Annotated in this window: 15 protein-coding genes, 1 tRNA gene and 1 pseudogene; 6 read left to right on the forward strand and 11 right to left on the reverse strand. The window is 69.1% G+C overall.

Features of this window, described 5'->3' with window-relative positions:
* Window positions 1-12: 12 nt before the first annotated feature.
* The 3 genes from ASD47_RS06235 to ASD47_RS06245 form a co-directional block, all read right to left on the reverse strand.
* Window positions 13-447 carry a nuclear transport factor 2 family protein gene (locus ASD47_RS06235; RefSeq protein WP_056753132.1) on the reverse strand — a complete coding sequence of 145 codons (435 nt, stop codon included), beginning with the start codon at window positions 445-447 and terminating at the stop codon, window positions 13-15.
* A gap of 83 nt (window positions 448-530) precedes the next feature.
* Window positions 531-1,796: an RNA polymerase sigma factor gene (locus ASD47_RS06240; protein WP_056753134.1), complete on the reverse strand. Its 1,266-nt coding sequence runs from the start codon at window positions 1,794-1,796 to the stop codon at window positions 531-533.
* On the reverse strand, window positions 1,793-2,215 hold the full coding sequence (locus ASD47_RS06245; RefSeq protein WP_056753135.1) for a YciI family protein: 423 nt from the start codon (window positions 2,213-2,215) through the stop codon (window positions 1,793-1,795). The genes ASD47_RS06240 and ASD47_RS06245 overlap by 4 nt, the downstream gene beginning before the upstream one ends.
* Window positions 2,216-2,638: 423 nt before the next feature.
* Between ASD47_RS06245 and ASD47_RS06250 the strand changes: the two genes are divergently transcribed.
* On the forward strand, window positions 2,639-3,433 hold the full coding sequence (locus ASD47_RS06250; RefSeq protein ID WP_056753137.1) for a hypothetical protein: 795 nt from the start codon (window positions 2,639-2,641) through the stop codon (window positions 3,431-3,433).
* Window positions 3,434-3,476: 43 nt separating this feature from the next.
* Here ASD47_RS06250 and ASD47_RS06255 read toward each other — a convergent pair.
* Window positions 3,477-3,553, reverse strand: a tRNA-Met gene (locus ASD47_RS06255).
* A 44-nt stretch (window positions 3,554-3,597) separates the two neighbouring features.
* Complete coding sequence (locus ASD47_RS06260) at window positions 3,598-4,665, reverse strand: glycosyltransferase (protein WP_056753140.1); 1,068 nt, start codon at window positions 4,663-4,665, stop codon at window positions 3,598-3,600.
* Between the two features lie 142 nt (window positions 4,666-4,807).
* On the opposite strand from ASD47_RS06260, the gene ASD47_RS06265 reads away from it, so the two are divergent.
* Window positions 4,808-6,028: a PQQ-dependent sugar dehydrogenase gene (locus ASD47_RS06265; RefSeq protein ID WP_056753144.1), complete on the forward strand. Its 1,221-nt coding sequence runs from the start codon at window positions 4,808-4,810 to the stop codon at window positions 6,026-6,028.
* A 140-nt stretch (window positions 6,029-6,168) separates the two neighbouring features.
* Here ASD47_RS06265 and ASD47_RS06270 read toward each other — a convergent pair whose 3' ends face one another.
* The 3 genes from ASD47_RS06270 to ASD47_RS06280 are packed head-to-tail and all read right to left on the reverse strand — an operon-like array spanning window position 6,169 to window position 8,039.
* Complete coding sequence (locus ASD47_RS06270) at window positions 6,169-6,540, reverse strand: hypothetical protein (RefSeq protein WP_056753146.1); 372 nt, start codon at window positions 6,538-6,540, stop codon at window positions 6,169-6,171.
* Between the two features lie 58 nt (window positions 6,541-6,598).
* Window positions 6,599-7,714, reverse strand: coding sequence for an NAD(P)/FAD-dependent oxidoreductase (locus tag ASD47_RS06275; protein WP_056753150.1), 1,116 nt, complete (start codon window positions 7,712-7,714; stop codon window positions 6,599-6,601).
* A 22-nt stretch (window positions 7,715-7,736) separates the two neighbouring features.
* Window positions 7,737-8,039: a hypothetical protein gene (locus ASD47_RS06280; RefSeq protein ID WP_056753153.1), complete on the reverse strand. Its 303-nt coding sequence runs from the start codon at window positions 8,037-8,039 to the stop codon at window positions 7,737-7,739.
* A 143-nt stretch (window positions 8,040-8,182) separates the two neighbouring features.
* Here ASD47_RS06280 and ASD47_RS06285 point away from each other — a divergent pair, with 143 nt between their 5' ends.
* Complete coding sequence (locus ASD47_RS06285; RefSeq protein ID WP_056753156.1) at window positions 8,183-9,301, forward strand: hypothetical protein; 1,119 nt, start codon at window positions 8,183-8,185, stop codon at window positions 9,299-9,301.
* 93 nt (window positions 9,302-9,394) lie between these two features.
* Here the strand turns inward: ASD47_RS06285 and ASD47_RS06290 are convergent, their stop codons facing one another.
* On the reverse strand, window positions 9,395-12,823 hold the full coding sequence (locus tag ASD47_RS06290; RefSeq protein ID WP_056753158.1) for an indolepyruvate ferredoxin oxidoreductase family protein: 3,429 nt from the start codon (window positions 12,821-12,823) through the stop codon (window positions 9,395-9,397).
* 142 nt (window positions 12,824-12,965) lie between these two features.
* Between ASD47_RS06290 and ASD47_RS06295 the strand changes: the two genes are divergently transcribed.
* Window positions 12,966-13,463: an Lrp/AsnC family transcriptional regulator gene (locus tag ASD47_RS06295; RefSeq protein WP_029589380.1), complete on the forward strand. Its 498-nt coding sequence runs from the start codon at window positions 12,966-12,968 to the stop codon at window positions 13,461-13,463.
* 118 nt (window positions 13,464-13,581) lie between these two features.
* Window positions 13,582-14,472 carry a pirin family protein gene (locus tag ASD47_RS06300; RefSeq protein ID WP_056753160.1) on the forward strand — a complete coding sequence of 297 codons (891 nt, stop codon included), beginning with the start codon at window positions 13,582-13,584 and terminating at the stop codon, window positions 14,470-14,472.
* Here the strand turns inward: ASD47_RS06300 and ASD47_RS06305 are convergent.
* Complete coding sequence (locus tag ASD47_RS06305; protein WP_156402133.1) at window positions 14,426-15,097, reverse strand: hypothetical protein; 672 nt, start codon at window positions 15,095-15,097, stop codon at window positions 14,426-14,428. The genes ASD47_RS06300 and ASD47_RS06305 overlap by 47 nt on opposite strands.
* A 104-nt stretch (window positions 15,098-15,201) precedes the next feature.
* A complete protein-coding gene (locus tag ASD47_RS06310; RefSeq protein ID WP_082564492.1) occupies window positions 15,202-15,606 on the reverse strand; it encodes a hypothetical protein in 405 nt (134 codons plus the stop codon).
* A gap of 135 nt (window positions 15,607-15,741) precedes the next feature.
* Here ASD47_RS06310 and ASD47_RS06315 point away from each other — a divergent pair.
* Window positions 15,742-16,732 (forward strand): annotated as a pseudogene (locus tag ASD47_RS06315) (IS110 family transposase).
* Window positions 16,733-16,933: the final 201 nt, after the last annotated feature.

Genomic DNA, 16,933 nt, shown 5'->3' on the forward strand with positions numbered 1-16,933 from the left:
CGCTAGTTGAAGTCAGGGCTTCAGGTCGATGGCGGCCTTGAAGCTGCCGTCCATCAGGAACGGTACGGACTCGTGGGCATGGACGATCTTCCAGGCCTCGCCGCGCTGGCGCAGGCCCAGGGTGTAGCGAAACCACAGGTCGGTGACTGCGCCGTCCGTCTTCGTCCCGGTCAAGTGGGCCAGGCCGTGGGCGAAGGCCACGTCGCCCGCCGCCGCGATGTCCAGCGCGGCCAAGTCGTAGCCGATTGGGCCGGACCAGGTGTCGAACCAGGCCTGGAGGCCGACGGGGTTCGGCCCCGTCGAGCGCAGCGGCGGGGCCAGTGAATAGCGCACGAAGTCGTCGGCGAGGACAGCGGTCGTCCCCCGGACGTCCTTGTCGTGCAGTCCCCGGGTCCACGCCTCGATCGCGAGGCGGATTGCGGCTTCGTCATTGTCGGCGGGGGTCATGGCGGTCTCCCGTTCATCGGTTCGACCAGAGGACGAACGGCGCGTCGCCGTCCCGACACGGCCCGCGAACTTTTTCGCGGAAATCAGCCGCCGACGGACTCCTTCATCAGCCGGTCCAGGTGCAGGCGGATGTGGGCGGCCTCGGCGGCGGTGTTGGCCAGGGCGATGGCCTGGTCGAAGGCGACGCGCGCCTCGTCCTTCCGCCCCAGCTGCAGCAACAGCCCGCCGCGCAGGCCGAAGAAGTGGAAATAGCCCGACAGCTTGGGAGCCAGGGGTTCGATCATCTCCAGGGCCGCTTCGGGTCCGGCGACCTTCGCCACCGCCACGGCCCGGTTCAGGGTCACCACCGGCGACGGCGCCAGCTGCTCCAGGTCGCCGTACAGCAGGTCGATCCGCGCCCAGTTGGTGTCCTCGGGACGCTCGGCGCGGTCGTGTTCGGCGGCGATGGCGGCCTGGACCAGGTAGGACCCGGGCCGGCGATGGCGCACGGCCTTGTCGATCAGGGCCAGGCCCTCGGCGATCATCCGCCCGTTCCATAGGCCGCGATCCTGGTCCTCCAGCAGCACCACCGCCCCGTCGGCGTCGAACCGGGCCGGCGCCCGGGCGTGCTGCAGCAGCAGCAGGGCGGTCAGGCCCATGATCTCCGGCTCGCCGGGGAACAGCCGCAGCAGCAGGCGGGCCAGGCGGATGGCCTCGTCGCACAGCGCGCCGCGGGTCAGCAGCTCCTGGCCGCCGGCCGAATAACCCTCGTTGAACACCAGGTAGACCATGGCCGCCACGGCGTTCAGGCGCTCGGCCCGCTCCTCGACGCCGGGCGCGCCGAACGGCACGTCGGCCGCCCCGATCCGGGCCTTGGCGCGGGTGATCCGCTGCTCCATCGCCGACTCGCCGACCAGGAAGGCGCGGGCGATCTGGCGCACCGAGAGACCTGAGACGATGCGCAGGGCCACGGCCACCTGCTGGGTGGCCGGCAGGTCCGGGTGACAGCAGATGAACAGCAGCCGCAGCACGTCGTCGCGATAGTGCTCCCCGTCCAGCCGGTCGACCAGGGTCGCCTCGGCGTCCTCCAGGTCGGAGATCAACTCCTCGGGCGGAAGGGGCGACGACTTGCTCTGCTTGCGCACCCCGTCCAGGGCGGCGTTGCGGCCGACCAGGATCAGCCAAGCGGTCGGGTCGCGCGGCGGGCCGTTCTTGGGCCAGGCCTTCAGGGCCCGCAGGCAGGCGTCCTGGAACGCCTCCTCGGCGGTGTCCAGGTCGCGGAAATAGCGCAGCAGGGCCGCCACGGCCTGAGGCCGCGCGGCGGTCAGGGCGGCGTCGATCCAAGCCGCGTCGATATTGGCGATGGTCATGCCCCGGCTCCCCTGACATGGGCTTTGCGCCCGCCAACCTGGCGCGGCGCGCCGTCCAGGCTTCCCGGACGATAGACGGCCAGCGGCCGGATTTCATAGGCGCCCCGGTCCGGATTGGCCACGGCCAGGTCGCGGGCCACGGCGATGGCCGCCTCCAGGTCGGCGCAATCGACGACGTAGAAGCCCAGCAGCTGCTCCTTGGTCTCGGCGAACGGACCGTCGATCACGAGCAGATCGCGGCCCTTGCGCAGGGTGACGGCGGCGGTGGTCGGCAATAGCCGGGCCACCGCGCCCATCCGCTCGGCGGCGGTCAGGCCGGCCTCGACCGCGCCCAGCCGGGCCATCACCGCGGCGTCCTCGGCCGGACTCCAGGCGCCGACCACGTCCTCGAAATTGTAGCAGAGAATGGCGTAGAGCATGGGATGGGCGCCTTGATCGTACCGAGGACGATCGGAGGCGGGCCGATCCGACAGCGTCCCGTCGAAAAAAGCACCGTGGCGAACGTCGCCGGCCGCAGGACGGCCATCTCGTCTCGCTGCGACCTGCGTGGAGGCAGGTCGCGAAGCTCCAGGACTCCGGAAGTTTCCCCAATCGCCAGATCGGATTACTCGCGACATAGGCGAATCGAATTGTCGAGATTAAGCTATGCGCTAGCCATAACAGCCGGGATCGGCGAAAACCGCGTCCCGTAGGTCGAGCCGTCGAAGGGAATGCAGCCGCGACGAGCGGTCGCATGGACCTTCACGGCGATCTCCCTAAGAGGTAGTTCGAACCACAGTAACGCTTGCGGCGAGAGTTCGCCGAAAATCATAAAAGTCACGGCGGGTCGGGGGACTCCAGGAATGAAGAAGCGCTATCTCATCGCCCTCACGGGCGTGCTGTCCTTTGGCCTGGCCATGGTCCTTCCGACCGTGCAACGACGCGCCGCCACCTCGCATATCTGGCGGCTGGCCGAGAGCGCGGCCGCCCTGCCCGCCAAGCCCGTCGTCCCGACCTTCGCCCAGGCGGACCGCGTGATCGGCCGGAACTTCGGCAAGCGCGTCTACCTCTTCCATGGCCTGCCCGGCCTGGACGGCTATTGGCAGAGCCCGGACCGCCAAGCCCTGGTCGACGCCTTGCAGGAGGACGGATCGCAGGTGGTGGTCGTTCGCCTGCCGAGGGCTCGACAAGCCTTCTACGCCGACGGCGGCGCGGCCTACTGCCAGGCGTTCAGCGCCTGGTTTTCCGCCTTCGAACGAAACATTTCCCAGCGCTATGGCGCGGCGAAGGAATACACGGTGGGGATCAGCTACGGCGGCTATCACGCCATGCTCGCCGCCCAGGACCCGACCGTCGACGGCTGGGCGGCGATTTCCCCGGTCACCGACCTGTCGCGCCTGGACGAGTTCCGCTGGCAGTCCAACAGCCGTTGCCAGCCCGGCACGCCGTCGATCGCCGCCAAGCCCGGCCTGATGGTCTATGGCCGGCATGACAAGCGCGTCGGAAGCGACCTGCTCGTCGCCGCCGCCGCCCGGATCGAAGGCGGCGGCAACCAAAGGTTCGAAGCCGCCGACTTCGACGCCAAGGGCCATGGCCTGTCAGCGGAAATGGTCGCGAAGGTCGAGCAGTGGTACGGCCTGCAGCAGCCGGTGAGCTAGGTTCGGAAGAACGGTAAGTCCGGCGTCTCGGCCGGAAACCGCGTGGTGGCTGGGGGCGGGATCGAACCGCCGACCTGTGGGTTATGAATCCACCGCTCTAACCATCTGAGCTACCCAGCCGCACGAAGCGGAGGCGGGCTTATAAGCGCAAAGCGGGGGCGGCTTCAAGCCCGTCCGAGCATCCGATCGAGCACCGCGTCCAGACGCCGCTTCAGGCTGGTCGGGCCGTAATCGGCCAGCACCTTGGCGCGGGCGGCGGCGCCCAGGGCGACGGCCTTTTCCGGCGCGGCGACCAGGCTGGCCAGGGCGCGCGCCAGGGCGGCGGGGTCGCCGGGCGCGACCAGGGCGCCGTCGACGCCGTCCTGGATCATCTCCACGGGCCCCGGGATGGCGCTCGACACGGCCGGCAGGCCGACGGCCATGGCCTCCAGCAGCACCAGCGGGAACCCTTCCTGGTAGGATGGGAAGGCGAAGACGTCGCCCGTGGCCAGGAAGGCCGGGACATCGCCGCGCCAGCCGACCAGGCGCACGCGATCCTGCAGGCCCTGCTGGGCGATCAGTCCCTCCAGCCTGGGGCGCTCGTCGCCCTCGCCGGCGATCTCGCAGTCGAAGGCCTGGTCCTGGTCGCGCAGCAGGGCCAGGGCGGCGACCAGCACGTCGAACCCCTTCTTGGGATGCAGGCGGCCGGCGGCGACGATGCGCGGCGGGCGGCCGGCCTGGCCGAACGGCGCGGCCTGGACGGCTGGCGGCTTCACGGCGTTGGGCACCAGGTGCACCCGCTGGGCCGGGACGCCGCGCTCGACCGCCAGCTCGGCCAAGTGCCGGCCGACGCAGACATAGTGGGTGCGGGCGAAGTGCGGACTGGACGTCTCGACGTCGAAGGCCGGCTTGTGCACGCAGACCGCCAGCACGGCTCCGGGCGGGGCGACCCTGGCCATCAGCCTGGCCGGTCTCTGGCCGTGGCTGAGGATCAGGTCGGGCGCGGCGGTCTGGACGATCCCGCGGGCCGCGCCCAGGGTCAGCGGGTCCCAGTCGGTATAGGCCGGCATGGTGGTCAGCGGCGGGACGCGGCCGGCCTGCTGGGCGGCGACCTTGCCCCCGGTCCGCACCACCCCCGTCGCCGCGCCGCCATCCGCGGCGGCGTAGGCCTCCAGGATCGGTTGATAGTCGAGGAACACCTGCTCCAGGCCGCCCAAACCCTTGCCCAGCATGGCGTGCAGGATGGCGGTCAAGGCGGGCTCCGTCTGTGGCGAGGCCGGACCTTGGTGGGGGGACAGGCTTGAGTCAACGGCGCGCCACACGCTGGTCCGGGATGACAACCCGGCCCCGGAATGACAACGTCGGCGTCGCCCCTCCCCAATCGGACAGTTCCCTATGCGTCTTCGCCATCTCGCCCTCGCCGCGCTGGTCCTGTCGGCGTGCGGCCCCGCCAACACGGTGCAGGCCCTGCCGAACCCGCCGGTCGAGACCGGCCCGCCCAACGCCCCCGACCAGAAGCCGGCCTTCCCGCAGCAGACCCGGGCGCCGGAGGAGAAGCTGGGCGTGGCCTACCAGGTCGAGACCCTGACCGCGGGCCTCGACCATCCCTGGAGCCTGGCCTTCCTGCCGGACGGCGCCAAGCTGGTCACCGAGCGGGCCGGCCGCCTGCGGATCCTCGGTGCCGACGGCAAGCTGTCGCCCGCCGTCGCCGGCCTGCCGGCGGTGTTCGCCGAGGGTCAGGGCGGCCTGCTGGACGTGGCGCTGGACCCCGACTACGCCAAGAATGGCTTGATCTACTGGACCTATGCCGAGCCCCGCGACGGCGGCAACGGCACGACCGCGGCGCGCGGCAAGCTGGTGCTGGGCGCGGCGCCTCGGCTGGAGAACGTCCAGGTGATCTGGCGGCAGCTGCCAACCATGGACTCGGCCCTGCACTTCGGCGGCCGCCTGGCCTTCGCCCGCGACGGGGCGCTGTTCGTCACCACCGGCGAGCGCTCTTTCCTTCCAGGCCGGATGCAGGCCCAGAACCTGGATGCGGCCCTGGGCAAGGTCGTCCGCATCCGGCCCGACGGCTCGATCCCGGCCGACAACCCCTATGTCGGCAATCCGCAGGCCAAGCCTGAGATCTGGTCCAAGGGGCACCGCAACGTCCAGGGCGCGACGATCAATCCCTGGACCGGCGAGCTGTGGACCGTCGAACATGGCGCCAAGGGCGGCGACGAGATCAACACCCCCAAGGCCGGCAAGGACTACGGCTGGCCGACCATCACCTATGGCGAGGAATATTCGGGCAAGCCGATCGGCGAGGGGATCACCCAGCACGCGGGCATGGAGCAGCCGATCTACTACTGGGACCCGGTGATCGCGCCCTCCGGTCTGGCCTTCTATGACGGAAGCCTGTTTCCCGCCTGGAAGGGCAGTCTGTTCGTTGGCGGCCTCAAGGGCTACCTGGTGCGGCTGACCGTCAAGGACCACCAGGTGGTCGGCGAGGAGCGCCTGTTGTCGGAGTTGAACGTCCGCATCCGCGACGTGAAAGTCGGCCCGGACGGGGCGCTGTACCTGGTGACCGACGAGGATGACGGGCGGGTGCTGAAGCTGACGCCGAAGAAGGGATAGCCCTCGGAACTTGCCCCCTACGGGCCTTCGGCCGTCTTCCCCCATAGGGGAAGAGCCTAAAGCGCGAAGGCTCCGCCCCCTCTGGGGGCGGACAGACCGCGCAGCGGTCAGGTGGGGGCAAGTGGGTGAGCCAACCCGCCCTACTTCGGTTTGCCCTTCCTCGCCTCCCACAGCGTCGCCGCCAGCGAGGGCTTGCCCTTCAGCAGGGTGGCGGCGGCCATGCCGGCCATGAATGAGGCGGTCGGATGGGCCTGCATCATGGTCAGCACGCGCTGGTCCAAAGGCGGCTGGCGGGTCTTGGCCAGGTGCTGCTTGTGCAGGACCGACCAGACGGCCACCACCACCGCGGCCACGATCGCGACGATGGCGTAGGCCCAGGCCGAGCCGACCCACTGGGCCAGGAAGGCGAACACCGCCATCGCCCCGGCCACGGCGGCGATTGCGGCGGCCATGATCAGGCCCGCCCCGGCCATCAGCCGCGAGATCAGTCTGTCGATGAAGTCGTCCAGCATGGCGCCCTCCTGAAAACCCAAGACGGCAACGCCCGAGACGCCAGTTGGTGGCAAAGCCTTACGCGGTCAGGCGCCGCGCCACCTCCTCGCCGATCGCCAGCGAGCTGGTCAGGCCCGGGCTCTCGATGCCGAACAGCGCCATCAGGCCCTCCAGGCCGTGGCTGTCGGCGCCGCGCAGCTGGAAGTCGGGTTGCGGCTCGCCAGGGCCGTGCAGCTTGGGCCGCACCCCGGCATAGTCGGGAACCAGCCGGTCGGCGGGCAGGTCGGGCCAGAACTTGCGGATATAGTCGGCGAAGGCCGCAGCCCGGGCGGGGTCGACCGAATAGTCGGGGGCCGGGACATAGTCCAGGTCCGGCCCGAACACGGCCTGGCCGCCCAGGTCATTGCGATAGTGGGTGCCCAGGGCGCCATGGATCGGCGGCGGGTAAATCAGCCTCTGGAACGGCGCCTTGGCCGCCAGCCGGAAATAGACGCCCTTTCCATAGTGGGCGGCGGGGATCTGGTCGGCGGGGAAGCCCTCGATGGTCGCGGCCACGGCCTGGGCCGACAGGCCGGGCGCGGTGACCAGCAGGCGGCACGCCAGGCTGGCGGGCTCGGCCCCGCCGATCCGCACGGTGAAGCCGCCGCCGGCCCGCGGCGTCGCGCCCTCGAACGGGGTCTTGACCACCACGGCCCCGCCAGCCGCCTCGATCTCGCCCTGCAGGGCCAGCATATAGTCGTGGCTGGCGAACACGCCGCTTTCCGGCGACAGCAGCGCGGCGTGAGCGTTCAGCCCCGGCTCCAGCGCCCGGGCCTGGTCGCCGGTCAGGTGGTCCATGCCCTCGACCTCGTTGGCCAGGGCCTGGTCGTAGATCGCCTCCAGTCGCGGGATCTCGCTCTGGCTGGTGGCCACCACCAGCTTGCCGCACTTCTTGTAGTCGATGTGATGCTTGTCGAGGAACGCATACAGCCGCCGCCGGCCCTGGACGCAGAGCCGCGCCTTCAGCGAACCGGTCGGATAGTAGAGCCCGCCGTGGATCACCTCGGAATTGCGCGACGACACGCCCTGGCCGATGTGGTCTTCGCGCTCCAGCACGGCCACGACCAGGCCTTGCTGGGACAGGGCGTAGCCGCAGGCCAGGCCGACGGCGCCGGCGCCGACCACGACGGCGTCGAAATCGAACTCTTGGGTCATCTGGAAATCACCGGTCGCCGCTTCACCCGCGTGGCGTATCCAGGCGCTGCTTCACGGTCGCGCGGAGGTCGGCGAAGAAATCTTCCGCGTCGACATAGTCCTTGGGATCGATCGCTTCGGCCTCAAGCTCGTCGAGGAAGCGCTCAAGCTTGTCGGATCCGCCCATGATCTCGGCGGCCCGGCGGTAGTTCAGTTCCGCGAGTTCCGCCGCCACCGCCTCGTCCAGCGAGGCGAACTCGCCACGCCGAACCCGCGCCAGCAGATCGGCGGCGTCGTCGGGCGACAAGGTCACGACGCTGGAGGCGGGCGGCGGCGGCTTGTTCATACGCCCAACCTATCACGCCTCGTGGCCGGCGCCAGATGGAGTGGTCGGCGGCCTTCATTGCCCTTTTTCGCGAGCTGTGAAACCTTACCCGACAAGGTTGAGGGCGCGGCGGTCGTCAGGCCGGCGTCCCAGGGAAGGGCATCATGAACTTCGGCGCCGCGCTCGATGTCGCGATCGGGCTGATCTTCGTCTACCTACTGGTCAGCCTGTTCGTCACGGCGCTGAACGAATACATCTCCAGCTTCCTCAACAAGCGCAGCGAATTCCTGCTCCAGCGGGTGCAGAGCCTGCTGGGCGGCGACGGGTCGGAAACCCGGTCCGGCGACTGGTCGCCCCAGATGTGCGCGGTGTGGAACCACCCGCTGATCAACGCCCTGAAGTCGCACAACCTGGCCGAGGACCACGGCACCAAGCGCGGGGCGCTGCTGAAGAACGCCCCCTCGTACATCCCGGGCAAGACCTTCGCCGTGGCCCTGACCGAGACGCTGAAGCCTTCCGAAACAGCCCATCTCAGCTTCGCCCAGCTGAAGACCGCTGTCGCCGGCATCGAGAACAACGAGCCCCTGAAGGCCGCCCTGCTGCCGATGCTCGACGACGCCGAGGGCAAGCTGGACGTGTTCCAGCAGAACGTCGCCACCTGGTTCGACCGGGCGATGGACCGCACCAGCGGCACCTACAAGCGCTGGATCCACCGGCTGACCTTCTGGGCCGGCTTCGCCGTGGCGGTGGCCTTCAACGTCAATTCGCTGCAGCTGATCGACAACCTGTGGCGCGATCCGGTGGCGCGGGCCGGCCTGGTGGCCCAGGCCTCGCAATCGGTCCAGGGCGCCACCGAGGCGCGCGACGTCGAGGCCAATCTGGCCGCGCCCGCGCCGACGCCGGCGCCGACGCCAGCAGCCTCGGCCGAGGGCGACGAAGCCACCGCGCCCGAATGCGCCTGCGACGGAGGCCAGAGCGCCGCCGACCTGGCCCAGGACCTGCCGCTGCCGATCGGCTGGAGCCAGGAAGGCCTCTGCGCCCTGGTCCACGAGCCGTTGTCGTCCCTACCGCCCAGCAAACGGCCGGCCTCCGCCTGCAAGACGCCCTATCGCAACGGCTGGAGCGCGACGGCGAAGATCTTGCTGACCCTGCTGGGCCTGGCGATCACCGGCCTGGCCGTCTCGCTCGGCTCGCCGTTCTGGTTCGGCATCCTGCAGTCGGTGACCAACATCCGCGCCACGGGGATCAAGCCTGACCGCGCGGACGGGACGGTGCAGCGGTAAACTCACGGACGGGGACACGCCCTTGCGGCGTGTCCCCTCCTCAGGCGCGGCGTAGACTTTTGGGGACGCGCCGCAAGGGCGTGTCCCCGGCTCCTACCCTTCCCACTGGCTCCAGAGGGTCGCGGCCTGGGCCTTGGCCTTGACCACCGAGGCGTCCTTGACGTGGCCGTAGCCGCGGATCTCTTGCGGGATCGCGGCGATGCGGGCCGCCAACGGCAGGCGCTCGGGCGTCAGGCCGCCGGCCAGGCGGTCCAGCGTGGTCTCGTAGTCGGTGATCAGGCCGCGCTCCATGCGCCGCTCCTCGGTCTTGCCGAACACATCCAGCGGTCCGCCGCGCAGACCTTTCAGCTTCGCCATGACCGGGAAGGCGAGGTCAAGCATCCAGCCGCCGAACGCCATCTTGCGCGGCCGGCCTTCCTTGTCCTTGGGGGCGAGGATCGGCGGGGCCAGCCAGACCTTGGCCTTGCCGCCCTTGAAGGTCCCGGCCAGTTCGGCCGCGAAGCGTCCATCGGTATAGAGCCGGGCCACCTCGTACTCGTCCTTGTAGGCCATCAGCTTGTAGAGGTTCACCGCCGCCGCGCGGGTCAGGATCTCCCCGCCGCCGTTCGCCGCCTCGGCCAGGGCGACCTTCTCGATCTTGGCCGCGTAGCGCTTGGCGTAGGCCTCGTTCTGGTAGGCGACAAGGTCGGCGGTGCGCTTGGCGATCAGCTCGGCCAGCGGCATGGTTTCCGGCGTCGGCACGTCCGCGTCGCGCGGCCCCATCGAAGCTGGATCGTGCGCCACGCGGCGGCCCAGCTCGAAGGCGGCCAGGTTGGACTCATAGTCGACGCCGTTCAGCTTGATGGCCCGGTAGACCGCGCGGCTGGACAGCGGGATCACCCCGCGCTGCCAGGCGAAGCCGACCATGATCATGTTGGCGAAGATGGCGTCGCCGAACTGGGTCTCGGCTAGGTGCTGGGCCGGGCAGGCGTCGAAGCTCTTGGTGGCGCCCTTGATCCGCCGGGCCATGGCCCCGCTGTCGAAGCGGACGTCGCGGCTAGTGACGAAGTCGGCCGTGGGAGCGAAGTCGCTGTTGCCGAAGGCGGCCGTGCGGTCCTTGGCGTACAGCGACAGACCTTCCGGCGAGGCGGCCACCAGCATGTCGCAGGCGATCAACACGTCGGCGCTGGCGGCGGGCACCCGGCCACCGACCACCGTCTCCTCGGTCTCGCCGATCTTGACGTGGCTGAACACCGAGCCGCCCTTCTGGGCCAGGCCCGTCATGTCGACCACGCTGCCGGCCCGGCCGTCGACGTGGGCGGCCATGGCCAGGATCGAGGCCACGGTGGTCACCCCCGTGCCGCCCACGCCGGTGAAGATGATCCGGCGCACGCCGTGGAAGTCGTCGAACACCGGCAGGGGCGTGGAGTCGACCGTCAGGGCCGGGGCCTTCTTGGCCTTGGCGCTCTCGGCCCCTTCCAGGGTGATGAACGACGGGCAGAAGCCGTCGACGCAGCTGTAATCCTGGTTGCAGCTGGACTGGTTGATCTTGCGCTTGCGGCCGAACTCGGTGTTCAGCGGCTCCACCGACACGCAGTTGGACTTGATCGAGCAATCGCCGCAGCCCTCGCAGACCAGCGGGTTGATGAACACCCGCTTGGTGGCCTTGGCCATGGTCCCGCGCTTGCGGCGGCGGCGCTTTTCGGTGGCGCAGGTCTGGTCGTAAAGCAGCACCGTCGTGCCGGGGGTGTCGCGCAGCATCTTCTGCACGCTCATCAGTTCCGAGCGCGGGAAGACGTCGACGCCGGGCGCCAGGTCGGTGACGCCCTGGTAGCGTTCCAGCTCGTCGACCACGATCACGGTCCGGGCTACGCCCTCGCTGGCCAGCTGGCGGGTGATCTGGGCCGGGGTGAAGCCGCTCTCGGCCCGCTGACCACCGGTCATGGCCACGGCGTCGTTGAACAGCAGCTTGTAGGTGATGTTGGCCCCGGCCGCGACGGCGGCCCGAATCGCGAGCGAACCGGAGTGGTTGTAGGTGCCGTCGCCCAGGTTCTGGAAGACGTGCTTCTCGGTGGTGAACGGCGCGGCCCCCACCCAGGTCAGGCCCTCGCCGCCCATGTGGGTGTTCAGGTCGGTCATCGGATCGTTGAAGCCGGCCATGTAGTGGCAGCCGATGCCGGCCAGGGCGCGGCTGCCCTCCGGCAGCTTGGTCGAGGTGTTGTGCGGGCAGCCCGAGCAGAAGAATGGCTTGCGGGCCTGGTCGGCGGCCAGGCTGACGGCGGCGACGCCGGCGGCCGAGACGCGGTTCAGATAGGCCTGGGCCCGTTCCATGTGCGGGCCGGGCGGCAGGCGGTCGTAGATGGCCAGGGCGATTTCGGCCACCGACAGCGAGCCCAGTTCCGACAGCAGCGGATGGCCGTGCTCGTCCAGCTTGCCGATGATCCGGGGGCGGGCGTGGGCCGGCAGGTCATAGAGGGCGGCCCGGGCCTGGGGCTCGATCAGGCCGCGCTTGTGCTCGATCACCATCAAGGTCTCGAGGCCGGCGGCGAAGGCGCGCACGCCCAAGGGCTCCAACGGCCAGGGCATGCCGACCTTGTAGATCGACACGCCCAGGTCGGCGGCCTCCTGCAGGGTCATCCCCATCGCGGTGAAGGCTTCCAGCACATCCTTGTAGGCCTGGCCCTGGCAGACGATGCCCAGACGCGCCTTGCCGACCCGCACGTGCGAGGCGCCCAGCACCACGCGGTCGATCCCGTTGGCCCGGGCGAAGGCCAGGGCGGCGGGGATCTTGTGCAGGCGAAGTCGGCGCTCCTTCTCCATCGGCTGGTCCTTCAGCCGGATGCCCAGGCCGCCGGGCGGCATCGGGAAGTCGGGGATCACCAGCCGGTGGCGGTTCAGGGAGACGTCGATGGTCACGCCCGAGTCCATGGTGTCGGCCAGGGCGATCATGCCGGTCCACAGGCCGCTGAACCGCGACATGGAAATGCCCAGCAGGCCGTAGTCGAGCACCTCCTGCACATCGGCCGGCGACAGCACGGGCATCTCGAAGTCCTGGAAGGCGAACTCCGACTGCGACGGCAGGGTCGAGCTCTTGCAGGCGTGGTCGTCGCCGGCCACGGCCAGCACGCCGCCGGTCGGGAAGCTGCCGGCGAAATTGGCGTGCTTGAAGACATCGCCAGTGCGATCCACGCCCGGCGCCTTGCCATACCACATGCCGAAGACGCCGTCGTGGGTCGCGCCCGGGAACAGGTTGGCCTGCTGGCTGCCCCAGACCGCCGTCGCGGCCAGGTCCTCGTTCAGGCCTTCCTTGAAGACGACGTCATGGGCCGTGAGCAGCTTGGACAGGCGGGCGGCCTGCTGGTCCAGCCCCCCCAGGGGCGAGCCGCGATAGCCGGAAAGGAAGCCCGCCGTGTTGAGCCCGGCCCGGGTGTCCAGGCGCTTTCGGTCGAGGAGAACGCGGATCAGCGCCTGCACGCCGGTGATGAACGCACGACCATCTTCGAGCAGATATTTGTCGTCGAGCGTGACTTCCGAGTGCCGCATAGCAAAAAAATTCCTCCCGGGTCTTCTCGCCCGCTCAGCAATATCTTATAGAAACGGGGAAATTGTTTGCCCAAGGTGTGCCCGTCCCAAGGCCGCTTTGCGCACGATCAGCGCGCCAATCACCCTCTGGGGGGAGGAATTCTTGTCCGAACAACTCGACGCCGTGGATGCCAAGATCCTGGATCTCATCCAACACGACGCCGGACTGTCCGTCGCCGAGATCGCCGAGCGAGTCGGCCTGTCGTCCAGCCCGTGCTGGCGCCGGATCAAGCGGCTGGAGGACGCGGGCGTCATCCAGCGCCGCGTCACGATCCTGGACCGCGAGAAGCTGGGCCTGGGCTTCGAGGTCTATTGCACCGCCAAGCTGTCGCTGCCGACCAAGGAAAACCTCGAGGTCTTCGAGCAGGCGGTGGCCAAGTGGGCCGAGGTGGTGCAGTGCGCCACCGTGACCGGCGCGGCCGACTACGAGCTGCGAATCGTCACCCGCGATATGCGCGCCTTCGACGAGTTCCTGCGCGACAAGCTGCTGTCGCTGGGCCTGGTCAGCAATATCGAGAGCCGGATCGTCATCCGCGGCGTCAAGAACTCCACGGCCGTGCCGCTGGGCCTGGTCAGCCCGTATGTGAGCCCGCTGGGGTAGATCGCGGCCGGGGACAGGCGCATGCGCCTGTCCCCGTCCCGCGCGCCGTCGTTTCCTTCTAGAATCGGCGCTTGCGTCCCGCCACAATGCTGGCTCCACCGCTTTGGAGCCCGCCCCCATGATCGACCTCGTCATCGACCAGCGCCGCAAGGACCTCGGCGGTTTCGAGGTCGGCCGCGTGCTGCCGTTCCACAGCCGGCGGATGGTGGGGCCCTTCACCTTCTTCGACCATATGGGCCCCGTCGCGTTCGAGCCCGGTTTCCCGCGCAACGTCGACGTGCGCCCGCATCCGCACATCGGCCTGTCGACCCTGACCTACCTGTTCGAGGGCGAGATCACCCACCGCGACAGCGTCGGCTCGCAGGTCGAGATCCGGCCCGGCGAGGTCAACTGGATGACCGCCGGCAGCGGCATCACCCATTCCGAACGCTTCGAGCACCTGCGCGAGCACGGCGGCGCCATGCACGGCATCCAGGCCTGGGTGGCCCTGCCCGACGGCCAGGAGGAGATCGCCCCCAGCTTCTCCCACCATCCGCGCGACGAGATGCCGGTCTATGGGGACGGCGGGCTGAAGGCCGCCCTGGTGGCCGGCAAGGCGTTCGGCGCGTCGGCCAAGGTGCCGGTGTTCTCGCCGCTGTTCTACGTGCACTGGGAACTGGCGGCCGGGGCCAAGGCGGGCCTGCCGGCGGAGTATCCCGAGCGCGCCGCCTATGTCGCGGTCGGCAAGGTCGAGGCCGCCGGCCAGGTGCTGCACGCCGGCCAGATGGCGGTGTTCAAGCCGGGTGAGACGATCACCTTCGAGGCCCTGGAGCCCTCCACCGTCATGCTGCTGGGCGGCGAACCGGTGGGGCCGCGCTTCATCGAGTGGAATTTCGTCCATTCGTCCAAGGCGCGCATCGAGCAGGCCAAGGCCGACTGGCGGGCCCAGCGCATGAAGCTGCCCGACCTGGACGACCAGGAATTCACCCCCCTGCCCGAGCCTCCGCCGCCGGCCCAGCCGATGTCTTAGGGGCAGGGGCCATTTTGAAGCGGTCCGGAACGTAGCTGCGCGCCAGCGACGCGGCGTCGAACATGGCCGGGTCGGGCTTTTCATGCTCGACCGCGACGGCATAGGTCAGGGACCACGGTGAACCGTTGACCAATTCATAAGTGGTGCGAACGATCGCGCCGTCCTGCATGACGTCGTAGGTCCTGACGTTGTGCGCATCGATCAGGCGTATTCGTTGTGCTGGGCCAAACGCGGTGCTCACGACGCCCCGCCATTCGCTCGCGACAAAGGATTTGTTGGTGTTCACCCCGCAGGCCGCCAACGCCACCTTGGAACCGACGACCTTCTCGCCCGTGGCGAGTGACAAGCCTGTTCCGGAGCCGGTTGCGCAATCGGCGATCCAACGGTCGCGCGGCGTCTCGACCCGGTGCAGGGTTCCGGAATGGAACTCCGCAGACCATTCCTCGACCGGCCCGCCTGTCTGCTCGATCCGATTCCAGTTGTAGACGACGTAGTCCGCCCTCGTGGTCTTGGTGAGCTCGACCACCGCCCTGACTGGAGCAGGAAGCCTGTCCTCCGTACGCCCCGAACAAGCGCTTACCCCGAACAGGCCAATCGTCAGCGCCACCTCGACACCACGTTTCATGATCATCTCTCATCCCCCTCGAAACGACCGAACCTTAGCCAAAATTGCGCGGCGCCTAAGCTCAAGCTTGCAGCGGCGCGACCTAAGGCCGAAGTCTTCGCCTGCTAGAGGAACGGCCCCGGCAGCCTCAGCGGCCCTGGCCCGACCTCGTCGTCGGCGTCGCCCACGGCCTCGTAGTGCGCCGCCAGCTTGGCGCAGGCGGCCAGGACCAGGGCCTCGACGAAAGCCGTCTCGCGACCGGTTAGTCGGACGATCTCGGCCAGGGCGTGGCCCCGGCCGGCGGCCATGTCCATCGCCGCAACCTCCTGGACCGACAGCGCCGCGCGGGCGCGGGCCAGCCGCTCCACCGCGTCCAGCCGCTGGAAGCCGTCGTCGCTGGCCAGCGCCTTGCGATAGTCGCGGCCGTACAGGGCGGCGGCCTCGGCCTCCGCGAAGCCGATGTCCGGGCCAAGCTCTTCAATCGATGCGAGCGATGGGGTGGACGCCCCCCGACGGCATCGATGTGCCAAAGTGGAGGTGTTGAGAACACCACTGCAAAGGAGGCGTCCGTGGAAGAAGTTATCACGCGATGGGGTGGACGCCCCCCGACGGCATCGATGTGCCAAAGTGGAGGTGTTGAGAACACCACTGCAAAGGAGGCGTCCGTGGAAGAAGTTATCACAATCGGGCTCGACTTGGCCAAGTCGGTCTTTCAGGCGCATGGCGCTGATCGGGCSGGCGGCGTGGTTTTCCGCAAGAAGTTGCGACGAGACCAGCTTCTTGCGTTCTTCGCCGGCCAGCCACGCTGCCTGGTGGCGATGGAGGCCTGCGCCAGCGCCCATTACTGGGCCCGTGAGATCGGCGCTTTGGGCCATGAGATCCGCCTGATCCCACCGGCCTATGTGAAGCCGTTCGTGAAGCGGCAGAAGAACGACATGGCCGACGCAGAAGCCATCTGCGAGGCGGCGCAGCGACCGACGATGCGGTTCGTCACGCCCAAGAGCGCGCAGGCCCAAGGCTCGGCCGTGGTGTTTCGCACCCGCGATCTGCTGGTCAGGCAGCGCACCCAGCTGATCAATGCGCTGCGGGGGCATCTGGCCGAGTTCGGCTTCGTGGTCCGGCAAGGCGCGGCGCACGCTGCCAGGCCCCGCCGAGGCGCGGCCGGTGCTGGCCATCATCACCGAGAGCCTGCAAGCCCTGCAGGGCCAGATCGCTCAGCTGGATGCTGAGATCGCCGCGCGGGCCAAGCGCGATCCGGTCGCCAAACGGCTGATGACCATCCCTGGCGTTGGGCCGGTCGTCGCCACCGCGCTGGTGGCGCTGGCGCCGGCCGCCAGCACTTTCAAGCGCGGGCGTGACTTCGCCGCCTGGGTCGGCCTCACGCCACGGCAGCATTCCAGCGGCGGCAAGGAGCGACTGGGACGAACCAGCAAGATGGGCGAGCGCAGTCTGCGACGGCTGCTGATCCTGGGCGCCAGCTCCGCGGCCAGGGTATCGGGCCGCGATCGCGCACCTGCCAATCCATGGCTGGAGAGCATGCTGGCCCGAAAGCCACGGATGCTGGTCACCATCGCGTTGGCCAACAAGATGGCGAGGATCGTCTGGGCGCTGATGGCGCACGGAGGAACCTACAGAGCTCCGGCCATGGCGGCCTAACCGCCAGGGCCTGAGGCGTCGGGGAGGCGAAGGTCAGACGAGAGGTATGGCGCAACGGTCAGAAGACGGGGTCGGGAAAACCAGTGAAATGTCCGAGCGCCTCGAGCGCGCCTGAGCGGTCTGGACCCGATCCGCGATCTCCATACAGGCCAGCGGCGTGTGAACAGCCGCATCAACAGGCCGGACACACGGAAGCACCTG

Source organism: Caulobacter sp. Root1472 (assembly GCF_001426985.1).
Taxonomy (GTDB): Bacteria; Pseudomonadota; Alphaproteobacteria; order Caulobacterales; family Caulobacteraceae; genus Caulobacter; species Caulobacter rhizosphaerae.

What these genes read in the sequence shown, in the direction of transcription:
- ASD47_RS06305 (WP_156402133.1), bottom strand. Translation starts at nt 15,097, where the DNA reads ATGAAACGTGGTGTCGAGGTGGCGCTGACGATTGGCCTGTTCGGGGTA.
- ASD47_RS06240 (WP_056753134.1), bottom strand. Translation starts at nt 1,796, where the DNA reads ATGACCATCGCCAATATCGACGCGGCTTGGATCGACGCCGCCCTGACC.
- ASD47_RS06290 (WP_056753158.1), bottom strand. Translation starts at nt 12,823, where the DNA reads ATGCGGCACTCGGAAGTCACGCTCGACGACAAATATCTGCTCGAAGAT.
- ASD47_RS06285 (WP_056753156.1), top strand. Translation starts at nt 8,183, where the DNA reads ATGAACTTCGGCGCCGCGCTCGATGTCGCGATCGGGCTGATCTTCGTC.
- ASD47_RS06275 (WP_056753150.1), bottom strand. Translation starts at nt 7,714, where the DNA reads ATGACCCAAGAGTTCGATTTCGACGCCGTCGTGGTCGGCGCCGGCGCC.
- ASD47_RS06280 (WP_056753153.1), bottom strand. Translation starts at nt 8,039, where the DNA reads ATGAACAAGCCGCCGCCGCCCGCCTCCAGCGTCGTGACCTTGTCGCCC.
- ASD47_RS06250 (WP_056753137.1), top strand. Translation starts at nt 2,639, where the DNA reads ATGAAGAAGCGCTATCTCATCGCCCTCACGGGCGTGCTGTCCTTTGGC.
- ASD47_RS06265 (WP_056753144.1), top strand. Translation starts at nt 4,808, where the DNA reads ATGCGTCTTCGCCATCTCGCCCTCGCCGCGCTGGTCCTGTCGGCGTGC.
- ASD47_RS06270 (WP_056753146.1), bottom strand. Translation starts at nt 6,540, where the DNA reads ATGCTGGACGACTTCATCGACAGACTGATCTCGCGGCTGATGGCCGGG.
- ASD47_RS06300 (WP_056753160.1), top strand. Translation starts at nt 13,582, where the DNA reads ATGATCGACCTCGTCATCGACCAGCGCCGCAAGGACCTCGGCGGTTTC.
- ASD47_RS06235 (WP_056753132.1), bottom strand. Translation starts at nt 447, where the DNA reads ATGACCCCCGCCGACAATGACGAAGCCGCAATCCGCCTCGCGATCGAG.
- ASD47_RS06245 (WP_056753135.1), bottom strand. Translation starts at nt 2,215, where the DNA reads ATGCTCTACGCCATTCTCTGCTACAATTTCGAGGACGTGGTCGGCGCC.